This window comes from Streptomyces sp. WAC04114 (assembly GCF_019733245.1).
Taxonomy (GTDB): domain Bacteria; phylum Actinomycetota; class Actinomycetes; order Streptomycetales; family Streptomycetaceae; genus Streptomyces; species Streptomyces massasporeus_A.
The window spans coordinates 1-10,673 of the sequence record NZ_JAIGQA010000237.1 but is presented as its reverse complement, the minus strand read 5'-3'; the positions used below and the strand labels follow the sequence as shown (position 1 = coordinate 10,673).

10 protein-coding genes are annotated in these 10,673 nt (G+C 70.8%); all 10 read left to right on the top strand.

Annotated features, from left to right (window positions below):
* The first annotated feature begins 537 nt into the window (after positions 1-537).
* The 10 genes from K4G64_RS35905 (at position 538) to K4G64_RS35860 (ending at position 10,298) form a co-directional block, all read left to right on the top strand.
* Positions 538-861 carry a hypothetical protein gene (locus tag K4G64_RS35905; protein ID WP_221760082.1) on the top strand — a complete coding sequence of 108 codons (324 nt, stop codon included), beginning with the start codon at positions 538-540 and terminating at the stop codon, positions 859-861.
* On the top strand, positions 858-1,826 hold the full coding sequence (locus tag K4G64_RS35900) for a complex I subunit 1 family protein (RefSeq protein WP_030839798.1): 969 nt from the start codon (positions 858-860) through the stop codon (positions 1,824-1,826). Before K4G64_RS35905 ends, K4G64_RS35900 begins: the two co-directional genes overlap by 4 nt.
* Before the next feature lie 2 nt (positions 1,827-1,828).
* Positions 1,829-2,563, top strand: a complete 735-nt coding sequence (locus K4G64_RS35895) for an NADH-quinone oxidoreductase subunit I (RefSeq protein ID WP_221760081.1) — start codon at positions 1,829-1,831, stop codon at positions 2,561-2,563.
* Positions 2,560-3,246, top strand: a complete 687-nt coding sequence (locus K4G64_RS35890) for an NADH-quinone oxidoreductase subunit J (RefSeq protein WP_221760080.1) — start codon at positions 2,560-2,562, stop codon at positions 3,244-3,246. Before K4G64_RS35895 ends, K4G64_RS35890 begins: the two co-directional genes overlap by 4 nt.
* Positions 3,246-3,644 (top strand): NADH-quinone oxidoreductase subunit NuoK, encoded by a 399-nt coding sequence (gene nuoK, locus K4G64_RS35885; protein WP_221760079.1) that lies wholly within the window; start codon positions 3,246-3,248, stop codon positions 3,642-3,644. Before K4G64_RS35890 ends, nuoK begins: the two co-directional genes overlap by 1 nt.
* Positions 3,641-5,635: an NADH-quinone oxidoreductase subunit L gene (locus tag K4G64_RS35880; protein WP_221760078.1), complete on the top strand. Its 1,995-nt coding sequence runs from the start codon at positions 3,641-3,643 to the stop codon at positions 5,633-5,635. Before nuoK ends, K4G64_RS35880 begins: the two co-directional genes overlap by 4 nt.
* 6 nt (positions 5,636-5,641) lie before the next feature.
* Entirely contained in the window at positions 5,642-7,216 is a 1,575-nt protein-coding gene (locus K4G64_RS35875) for a NuoM family protein (protein ID WP_221760077.1), read from the top strand.
* A complete protein-coding gene (locus K4G64_RS35870; protein WP_221760076.1) occupies positions 7,213-8,736 on the top strand; it encodes an NADH-quinone oxidoreductase subunit N in 1,524 nt (507 codons plus the stop codon). The genes K4G64_RS35875 and K4G64_RS35870 overlap by 4 nt, the downstream gene beginning before the upstream one ends.
* Positions 8,737-9,045: 309 nt before the next feature.
* Positions 9,046-9,909, top strand: a complete 864-nt coding sequence (htpX, locus tag K4G64_RS35865) for a zinc metalloprotease HtpX (RefSeq protein WP_221760075.1) — start codon at positions 9,046-9,048, stop codon at positions 9,907-9,909.
* On the top strand, positions 9,906-10,298 hold the full coding sequence (locus K4G64_RS35860) for a YccF domain-containing protein (RefSeq protein ID WP_031108328.1): 393 nt from the start codon (positions 9,906-9,908) through the stop codon (positions 10,296-10,298). Before htpX ends, K4G64_RS35860 begins: the two co-directional genes overlap by 4 nt.
* Positions 10,299-10,673: the final 375 nt, after the last annotated feature.

The window sequence follows — 10,673 nt, the reverse complement described above, 5'->3', positions numbered from 1 at the left end:
CTCAAGGGGCAACTCCCACCCGCCCCCACAAGAGGCGCGGGCCGCACTGCAGCCGACCGCCCCACCCGAGGCGCGGCCCGCCCGGCGGGGGAACGCCCGGCACGACGCGCGCGCTCGGTGTCGGAGGGCTCGGCCAGTCAGTCTGCGGCTGGTGCGGAGACGCCGGCTGGCGGTGCGGAGACGCCGACCGGCGGTGGGGAGACGCCCAGCCGCGGGGCAGGGACGTCGGGCGGCGGCACTCCGGCCGGCGGTGCGGCGGCTGCGGCTGGTCCGCGTCGGACGCGTTCTGCCGCTGAGGGCTCGGCCAGTCAGTCCACCCGAGGTGAGTCGACCGCTCCGGCTTCGGCGTATCCTCGGCGGGCCCGTTCAGCCGCTGAGGGCTCCGCAAGTCAGTCCACGCCAGGCGAGTCGACCCCTCCGGCTTCGCCGGGGCCCCGGCGCAACCGCTCGGCGTCGCAGGGGTCGGCGAGTCAGCAACCCGGCGGCCCTGCCTCCCCGGAGCCCGGCCCCGCATCCCCGGCGACCGCCCCCGAGTCCGTGACGCCCGGTTCCGCATCCCCGACCTCCGACGCCCCCTGGCACCACGCCCGCCCGGCCTTCGACGAAGAGCCGTCGAGTACGCCCGAGAGCCCGGCCGCGCCGGAGTCGTCGAGTACGCCCGAGGGCCCGGCCGCACCGGAGTCGTCGGGCACGCCCGAGAGCGCGGACGCCACGGATGCCCAGGACTCGGCGACCGGGCCACAGCCCACGGACGACGACGTGAAGCCCGCCGCCGACCCGGGCAAGCCCGAGAACTCCGACAACCCAGACAACTCCGAGAACCCTGACAACCCCCAGGATCCCGCAGGAGGCCCGCAGTGAACGACGTGCTCGACGTCGCCCTGCGACTCCTGGTCGTCTTCGTCGTCTTCCTCACCCTCCCTCTGGTCATCGGTCAGACCGAACACAAGGTGATGGCCCACATGCAGGGCCGCCTCGGCCCCATGTACGCCGGCGGCTTCCACGGCTGGGCCCAGCTGATCGCCGACGGCGTGAAGTTCGCGCAGAAGGAGGATGTCGTCCCCGCGGGCGCCGACCGCCGCATCTTCCAACTCGCCCCCGCCGTCGCCCTCCTGCCGTACCTCCTCGTCCTGCTCGCCATTCCCATCGGCCCCGGTGAGGGCGCCGTCGGCCAGGTCATCGACGCGGGCGTCTTCTTCGTCCTGGCCGTCATGGGCGTCGGCGTCCTCGGCTCGCTCATGGCCGGCTGGGCGTCCGCGAACAAGTTCTCCCTCCTCGGTGGCCTGCGTACCGCCGCCCAGCTCCTCGCCTACGAGCTGCCGATGCTGCTGACCGCCGCCTCGGTGGCGATGGCGGCCGGCACCGTCTCCCTCCCCGGCATCCTCGACGCCTTCGAGTGGTGGTGGCTGCCCTGGCAGATCGTCGGCGCGATCGTCTTCTTCGTCGCCGGCCTCGCCGAACTCCAGCGCCCTCCCTTTGACATGCCCGTCGCCGACTCGGAGATCATCTTCGGCGCGTACACGGAGTACACCGGCCTGCGCTTCGCTCTCTTCCTCCTCGCCGAGTACGCCGGAATCGTCGTCCTGTGCGGCCTCACCACCGTCCTCTTCCTGGGTGGCTGGCACGGCCCCTGGGGTGCCGACGGACTCGGCTGGGTCTGGACCCTGCTGAAGACCGCCGTCCTGGCCTTCCTCGTGATCTGGCTGCGCGTCACCTACCCTCGCCTGCGCGAGGACCAGCTCCAGAAGCTGGCCTGGACCCTCCTCGTCCCCCTCTCCCTCGCCCAGATCGCCCTCACCGGCATCGTCAAGGTGGTGATCCAGTAACCATGGCTGCGTCTCTCCCGCCCTCCCGGCCCCGCATCCCCGGCAGTGGCCTTGCCAAGGGCCTGGCCGTCACCCTCCGCACGATGACGAAGAAGTCCGTCACCGCGCAGTACCCGGACGCCCAGCCCGACCTCCCGCCCCGCACCCGCGGTGTGATCGGACTGTTCGAGGAGAACTGCACGGTCTGCATGCTGTGCGCCCGCGAGTGCCCCGACTGGTGCATCTACATCGACTCCCACAAGGAGACGGTCCCGGCGGCGACCCCGGGCGGCCGCGAGCGCAGCCGCAACGTCCTCGACCGCTTCGCCATCGACTTCTCCCTGTGCATGTACTGCGGTATCTGCATCGAGGTCTGTCCTTTCGACGCCCTGTTCTGGTCTCCCGAGTTCGAGTACGCCGAGACCGACATCCGCGAACTCACCCACGAGCGCGACAAGCTCCGCGAGTGGATGTGGACCGTCCCGGCCCCGCCTGCCCTCGACCCCGGCGCGGAGGAACCGAAGGAACTCGCCACCGCCCGCAAGACCGCCGGCAAACTCGCCGCCCAACAGGCTCCGCCGGCCACCGAACCCCACGCCGACGAGCAGGCCCGCGCCGCCGAGCAGCCCACCCGGCCGCAGGGCGACTCCAAGCAGCAGACCGATCAGCCGAAGCCGGACCGCCCGAAGCCGACCGACGCGACGCCCGATCAGCCGAAGCCCGATCAGCCGAAGCCGGGTCAGGAGGGCTCGGAATGACCCTCGCCATAAGCGCCGCCCTTCTTGCGGCGGGCCCGGGCCCGACCCCCGGTGCCGCCGCCGGAACGCACGGCTTCCTCTCCCCGACCGGCGTCGAGATCGCCTTCCTCCTGGTCGGCCTGGTGACCTTCGGCGCCGCGCTCGTCACCGTCACCACCCGGCAGCTGGTGCACGCCGCCCTGTGGCTGGTGGTCACCCTCGGCGGTCTCGCCGTCGAATACCTTCTGCTCACCGCCGAGTTCATCGCGTGGGTGCAGGTCCTCATCTATGTCGGCTCCGTCGTCGTCCTCCTCCTGTTCGGTCTGATGCTCACCAGAGCCCCCATCGGCCGCTCCCCGGACGCCGACTCCGGCAACCGCTGGGCCGCCCTCACCGTGGCGGTCGCCGCTGCCGCCGCCCTGGTCTGGGTCGTCGTCGACGCGTTCCGCACGACCTGGATCGACCTGGACGGCCCCGCCGCCGGCTCCACCGAGGCCACCGGCGCCAGCCTCTTCCAGAACTGGGTCCTGCCCTTCGAGGCCCTCTCCGTCCTCCTCCTCGCCGCCCTGGTCGGCGCGATCGTCCTGTCCCGCAAGGCGAAGGCTGAGTCGAGCTCTCCCTCCGTGAACGGCCCGGGTGTCACCAAGAGTTCCCGGCCGGTCACAGAAAGTTCGGGAAGTTCCGAGCAGGAAGGTGCCCGCTGATGCACCTCGCCTATCCCGCCGTGCTCTCCGCGCTCCTCTTCTGCACGGGCCTGTACGGCGTCCTGGCCCGCCGGAACGCGATCCTGGTCCTGATGTCGGTCGAGCTGATGCTCAACGCTGTCAACCTCAACCTGGTCGCCTTCGACGTCTGGCTCAGCCGGACCGCCGAGGAGACCCTCCACTCCGGCCAGGCCCTCACCCTGTTCACCATCGCCATCGCCGCAGCCGAGATCGGCATCGGCCTGGCGATCGTCCTCGCCGTCCACCGCAACCGCGGCACCGCGGACATCGACAAACTCCGCGACACCTCAGAGCGGCACGACCCAGACGACCCCGACCACGACGCCCGCCCGGCGGGGCAGTCCGACGAGGGCCAGAAGGCTGAGGCCACCGCGTGACCACGACCACCCTCGCCGTCCTCGTCCCCCTCCTTCCGTTCCTCGGCGCCGTCGCCGGCCTGCTCCTCGGCCGCTCGGCACCGGGCTTCGTCCGCCCGCTCGCGGTCCTGCCGACGCTCACCTCCCTGGTGCTCGCCGCGCTGGTCGCCGTACGCCAGGGCGGTGGCGCGGCCGTCGACTCGGCCACGGAACTCACCCCCACCGGCTCGGTGCCGATCGAGCTCGCCCTGCACATCGACGGCTTCGCCGCGCTCGTAGCCGTCCTGGTCGGCCTGGTCGCCTCCTGCGTGCAGATCTACTCGACGGGCTACCTGCGCGACGACCCGCGCTACCCCTCCTACGCCGCCCTCGTCTCCCTGTTCACCTCCGCGATGTTCCTGGTCGTCTACTCCGGCGACCTGATCGTGCTGCTGGTCGGCTGGGAAGTCATGGGCATCTGCTCCTACTTCCTGGTCGGCCACTACTGGGAGACCCCGGAGGCCCGCGCCGCCTCCCTCAAGGCCTTCCTGGTCACCAAGCTCGGCGACGTCCCCTTCCTCATCGGCCTGTTCGCCCTGGCCACCGACGCCGGTTCGTTCCGCATCACCCGGATCCTCGGCACCGTCGCGAGCGGCGGACTCGACCACCCGACGCTGATCGCCCTGCTGCTCCTCGCCGGTGTGGCGGGCAAGTCCGCGCAGTTCCCCCTGCACACCTGGCTTCCCGACGCGATGGCGGGCCCGACCCCCGTCTCCGCGCTGATCCACGCCGCGACGATGGTCGCCGCCGGTGTCTACTTCATCGCCCGGCTCCTTCCGGTCTTCGAGGCCTCCCAGGCCGCGATGGTCGTCCTCGCCGTCATGGCCGCCGTGACGATGACCGGCTCGGCACTCGCCGCGCTCGCCCAGGACGACATCAAGCGCGTCCTCGCCTACTCGACGATCGGCCAGCTCGGCTACATGACCGGCGCCCTCGCCGTCGGCGACCGCGGGGCCGCCGTCTTCCACCTCCTGTCCCACGGCGCCTTCAAGGCGCTGCTGTTCCTCGCGGCCGGCGTGATCATCCACGCCGCCGGGACCAACTCGCTCGCCGCCATGTCCCGTATGCGGAACCTGCGCGACCGCGTCCCCGACGCCTACTGGACGATGACCGTGGCGCTGCTCGCGCTCGCCGCGATCCCGCCGTTCAGCGGCTTCTTCTCCAAGGAGGCCGTCCTCGGCGTCGCCGAGCACGTCGTCACCGGTCACACCGAGCACGCCCCCGCCGCGGCGGGCTGGGTCGTCCTCGTCGCCGGTCTCGTCGCGGCCGTGCTCACCGCCGCCTACGCGATGCGCCTGTGGCTGCTGGCCTTCCGGGGCCGGGGCATCGAAGCCCCCGATCACGGCCGGCAGCCGCTGACGATGACCGTCGTGCTGTGGGTGCTGGCCATCCCCTCCCTGGCCCTCGGCGGGTTCACGTTCCGCCTGCTGCCCGACTGGTTCGACGGCCGCGACCTCGGCCCGACCCTGACCACCTCCGTGCTCGGCACGGGCTTGGCCCTGGTCGGCGGGATCGTCACCTACGCCGCCTGGCGGCACACCACCGCGCTCACCGCCCGTGTCCCGCTCGGCGCGGTCGCGGCCCACCCGGAAGGCGACGCCGCCCAGGTCGAGGCTGAGGCCATCGCCACGCACGTGCCGGCCTACGGGGACATCGCCTACGCGCCCGACCCTGCCGACCCGGGGCGCCTGCTGCTAGGCCCCCTGCACCGGCACGCCGCCGCCGGCTTCCACCTGGACGCCGTCTACTCGGCCCTCTTCGTCCGCCCCGTCCAGGCCGGCGCTAGCCTCGTCCGATTCCTCGACCGCGAGGTCGTCGAGACCTACGTCCGCGGCGCGGGTGCGCTGCCCCGCTGGCTCGGCGCAGCCGTACGACGCGCCCAGACCGGCAACGTCCAGACCTATGTGAGCGCGCTGCTCGCCGGCACCGTCGTCCTCGCGGTCGCCGTCGTCCTCGCCACCACGGGAGCGTGAGCAGGCGTGATCGATATAAACGAGTCCGTGATGCAGTTCCTTCTGGCGTTCGTCGTCGTCGGGCCGCTCCTCGGTGCCGCCGCCGCTCTCCTGCCGGCCCCACCCGGGCTGAAGGGGAAGTCACCCGAGCAGGCCGTGCTCCGGCACGGTGTCACCGTCACCGGCGCGGTCCTCATCGCCGCGATCGCCCTCGCGCTCGGCTTCGACCACGACCAGCCGTCGAAGATGCAGGCCAGCACCGACATCAGCTGGGTCCCCGCACTCGACGTACGCATCCACCTCGGCATCGACGGCATCTCCCTCCCCCTCCTGGTCCTGACCGCGCTGCTGACCTTCCTCTGCGCGCTCTACTCGTACTTCAAGATGCCCGCGGGGCCGACTCCGAAGGCTTTCGTCGCCCTGCTGCTCGTCCTCGAGTCCGGCACACTCGCCACCTTCGCCGTCCTCGACCTGGTGCTGTTCTTCCTCGCCTTCGAGATGGTCCTCATCCCGATGTACTTCCTCATCGCCCGCTGGGGCGGTGAGGGCCGGAGCCAGGCCGCGTGGCGATTCATCCTCTACACGCTGCTCGGCTCCGTGATCATGCTGCTCGGCCTGCTCCTGATCGGAATCAAGGCGGGCACGTTCGACATGGTGGCACTCGCCACTGACAACGGCCGGTCGTTGACCACATCCGTGCAGGTCATCGCCGTTCTATCGGTCGGCGTGGGGCTCGCGGTGAAGACGCCGATGTGGCCGTTGCACAGCTGGCTGCCCGACGCCCACACCGCAGCGCCGACCGTCGGCTCGGTCCTCCTGGCCGGTGTCCTGCTGAAGATGGGTACGTACGGATTCGTCCGGATCCTGCTGCCCATCGCACCGGACGGATTCCGCACCTTCGCGCCCTACCTCGCCGCCCTGGCCGTCGTCGGCATCATCTACGGATCGCTGGCCTGTCTGGCCCTCGCCAAGCAGGGCGCGAAGGGCGACCTCAAGCGCCTCATCGCCTACTCCTCCGTCGGCCACATGGGCTTCGTCCTGCTCGGCATCGCCACGATGACCCCGACCGGCGTGAACGGCGCCCTGTTCGCCAACATCGCCCACGGCCTCATCACCGGCCTGCTCTTCTTCCTGGTCGGCGCCCTGAAGGACCGCACCGGCACCACCGACCTCGACACCCTCGCCGAGGAGACCGGAGCCGCCCTCTACGGCAAGGCCCCGCGCCTCGGTGGCCTGCTCGCCTTCGCCGCCGTCGCCTCGCTCGGTCTGCCCGGCCTGGCCGGCTTCTGGGGCGAGATGCTGGCCCTGTTCGGCGCGTTCCAGCCGGCGGAGGGCCTCAGCCGCCCCGCCTTCCTCACTTTCATGGCGATCGGCGCGTTCGGCACCCTCCTGACGGCCGCCTACCTGTTGATCGTGGTCCGCCGCGTCTGCATGGGCGCGCTGCCCCAGGACGCCCCCAAACTCACCGACGTGCGCTCCTACGAGTTCGCGGCGTGGACCCCGCTCGTCGTCCTCACCGTCGTCGCGGGCCTGTGGCCCAAGGCACTCCTCGGCCTGAGTGACCCGGCCGTCCAGCAGCTCCTCGCAGGAGGCACCCGATGAGCTCCCCGGCCCAGCCCCTGGCCGCCTCGCTGGTCCAGTCCGTCGACTGGCTCGCGATCGCCCCGCCCACCATCGTGGCGGTGGTCGGACTCGTCGTCCTGGTCGCCGACCTGTTCGTCGCCGAGCACCGCAAGACCCTGCTCGGCTGGACGTCGGTGGCGGGCCTGGCCGCCGCCACGGTGATGCTCCTGCCCCTCCTGGACGGCGACCGCAGCACCTTCTGCCTGACCGGCGACGTCGCCGTGTGCAGCTACACGGCCGACCGCTTCACCCTGGTCATCCAGTTCCTGGTCCTCGGCGGCGCCCTCCTCGCCGCCCTCCTGTCGGTCACCGCGCTGAAGGACGCCCGCAAGGAGCTCCCCGAAGGCGAGTACTGGTTCCTGCTGCTGTCCTCCGCGGCCGGCGCCGCGCTCCTGCCCGCCTCCCGCGACCTCGCGACCCTGATCGTCGCCCTGGAGGTCGCTTCCCTGCCCGCCTTCGCGCTGGTCGGCCTCAAGTACGGCGATCGGAAGTCCTCCGAGGCGGCGCTGAAGTTCTTCCTGTCCTCCGTCACCGCGACCGCGGTCAGCCTCATGGGCATCAGCTTCGTGTATGCCACCACGGGGACCCTGTACCTCACCCAGGTCGCCGACCGTATCCAGGACGTCGACGGGCAGTTCCACACGCTCGCCCAGACCGGCGTCGTCCTCACCCTCGTCGGGTTCGCCTTCAAGACGGCCGCCGTGCCTTTCCATTTCTGGGTGCCAGACACCTATGTGGGCGCGCCCCTGCCGATCGCGGCCTACCTGTCGGTCATCGGCAAGGCGGTCGGCTTCAGCGGCCTGATCCTCGTCACCGTCGTGGCCCTCCCGTCATACGCCGACGTGTGGGGCCCCGCACTGGTGGTCCTGGCCGCGCTCACCATGACCGTGGGCAACGCCGGAGCTCTGCGTCAGCAGGCCACGCGCGCGTACAGCGCGGTACGCCTGCTCGCCTGGTCCTCCGTCGGCCAGGCCGGCTACCTCCTGGTGCCGATCGCAGCCGCCGCGTACTCCGGGGACGCCGAGAAGTCGATCGGCTCCACCGTCGCCTACGCCCTGATGTACGGCGCCGTGAACCTCGGCGCCTTCGCCGTGGCCGCGCTCGTCGGCAGGACGAAGATCCTCAACCGGGTCGCCGATTATCGCGGCCTGTACGCGTCCAGCCCCCTGTCCGCCCTGCTCCTGGCGTTCTTCCTGCTGTGCCTCGCCGGGCTGCCGCCGGGCATCATCGGTCTCTTCGCCAAGGTCACCGTCTTCTCGGCGGCCGTCGACGCCGGCCTCGGCTGGCTGGCCGTGGTCATGGCCGTCAACGTCGTCATCGCGCTCTTCTACTACCTGCAGTGGACGGCCCTGCTCTTCCGCACCCCCGAGGGTGAACCCGAAAAGCACCGCGTGCCTGGCCCGGTCACCGCCGCGATCGCCCTCACCGGCGTCCTCGGCATCGCCCTGTCCGGCGCACCCCAGCTGGTCCTGCGCTTCACCGACACCGGGCTTTTCTGAACCGATTCCGGGCACCGGCCTGTTCTGAACCGATTCCGGGCACCGGCCTGTTCTGAACCGCTCCGGAGTCCGGAAAACCGGCCGCTTACACCGCGCGCGTGCGGGGCACTCGCCCCCCACGCGCGCGTGCCGTTTCCCGGCGCCGTCACCCGGACGGTCCACACCCGCCGCCGCACGCGCAAGGGAACTAGTGCCTCCCGCCTGGCGTTGACCAGTACGGGAAGGTCCACTGGATGTGAGACGCGGCACCAGTGGCACCGCAGACACAGCAAGCGAGGGTCCCCTGCCGCACCACTAGGAGGGCGTACCGTGCACCGCCGGCACAACGGGCTCAGGACAGCGATCCTCCTGGGGGGACTGTCCGCACTCATCATCGTCATCGGCAGCTTCTTCGGCCGTATGGGGCTCGTCATCGCCGTCCTGGTCGCACTGGCCACCAACGCGTACGCGTACTGGAACAGCGACAAACTGGCACTGCGCGCCATGCGCGCCCGTCCGGTGAGCGAGTTCGAGGCCCCGGCGCTCTACCGCATGGTCCGCGAGCTCTCCACCCAGGCCCGCCAGCCCATGCCCCGCCTGTACATCTCCCCGACTGAGGCACCCAACGCCTTCGCCACGGGGCGCAACCCGCGCAATGCCGCCGTGTGCTGCACCGACGGCATCCTGCGCCTGCTGGACGAGCGCGAGCTGCGCGGCGTCATCGGCCACGAGCTCAGCCACGTCTACAACCGGGACATCCTCATCTCGTCCGTCGCAGGCGCCCTCGCCTCCGTCATCATGTTCCTGGTCAACTTCGCCTGGCTGATCCCCATCGGACGCTCGGACGACGATGACGGCCCCGGCCTGCTCGGCATGCTGCTGATGATGATCCTGGGCCCGCTCGCCGCCTCCCTCATCCAACTGGCCATCAGCCGCTCCCGGGAATACGAGGCGGACACCTCCGGCTCCCAGCTCACCGGCGACCCGCTTGCCCTCGCCAGCGCTCTGCGCAAGCTCGAAATGGGCACCAAGCAGCTCCCGCTGCCGCCCGAGCCGCGCATCGAGACCGCCAGCCACATGATGATCGCCAACCCGTTTCGGCCCGGCCAGGGCCTCTCCAAGATGTTCTCCACACACCCGCCGATGGCGGAACGCATCGCCCGGCTCGAGAAGATGGCAGGTGGGAACCGGTGAGGACCATACTCAACGTCATATGGCTTGTCCTGAGCGGCTTCTGGCTGTTCCTCGCCTACATGCTCGCGGGCCTGCTGCTCTGTATCACGATCATCGGCATCCCGTTCGGCATCGCGGCCTTCCGCATCGGCGTCTACGCCCTGTGGCCCTTCGGGTACACGACGATCGAGCGACGTGACGCTGGCGCGCCGTCCTGCGTGGGCAACGTGCTGTGGCTGGTGCTCGCGGGCTGGTGGCTCGCCCTCGGCCACATCGCCACCGGCATCGCCCTGTGCGTCACCATCATCGGCATCCCGCTGGGCATCGCCAACTTCAAACTCATCCCCGTCTCGCTGCTGCCGCTCGGCCGCGACATCGTGCGGACGGACGAGCCGTTCGCGGTGCGCTGACGGAAGGGCCGCCGACCCGCCGACGAGGCCCTGTTTCTCCACAGGCCTGGGGTTATCCACAGGCCCGCCCGGTTGTCAGCGGTGGCCTGCATGATGAACCCATGACCACGACCAAGCAGTTACCGGCCCGTATGACGGCCAAGACCCACAACACTCGCCCTCGGGCCACCACTTCAAGCTCCGCGTCGGCCGCCCCTGCGAAGAGGGCAAGGAGACCCGGGCCAGGAGGCCTGGAAGAGCCCGGTTCGACAGGCCCCTGAGGGCCCGGCCATCCCGGCCGGTACCGGAGGGACCCTCGCCTCACCCCGGCCTTTAGCGGAGGGGGCCCCATCCCGACCCGTAGCGGAGGGACCGCCGGCCCTACCCCCTCCCCGC

Coding starts and splice junctions, on each gene's coding strand:
- K4G64_RS35890 (WP_221760080.1), top strand. CDS start 2,560: ATGACCCTCGCCATAAGCGCCGCCCTTCTTGCGGCGGGCCCGGGCCCG.
- K4G64_RS35895 (WP_221760081.1), top strand. CDS start 1,829: ATGGCTGCGTCTCTCCCGCCCTCCCGGCCCCGCATCCCCGGCAGTGGC.
- K4G64_RS35870 (WP_221760076.1), top strand. CDS start 7,213: ATGAGCTCCCCGGCCCAGCCCCTGGCCGCCTCGCTGGTCCAGTCCGTC.
- nuoK (WP_221760079.1), top strand. CDS start 3,246: ATGCACCTCGCCTATCCCGCCGTGCTCTCCGCGCTCCTCTTCTGCACG.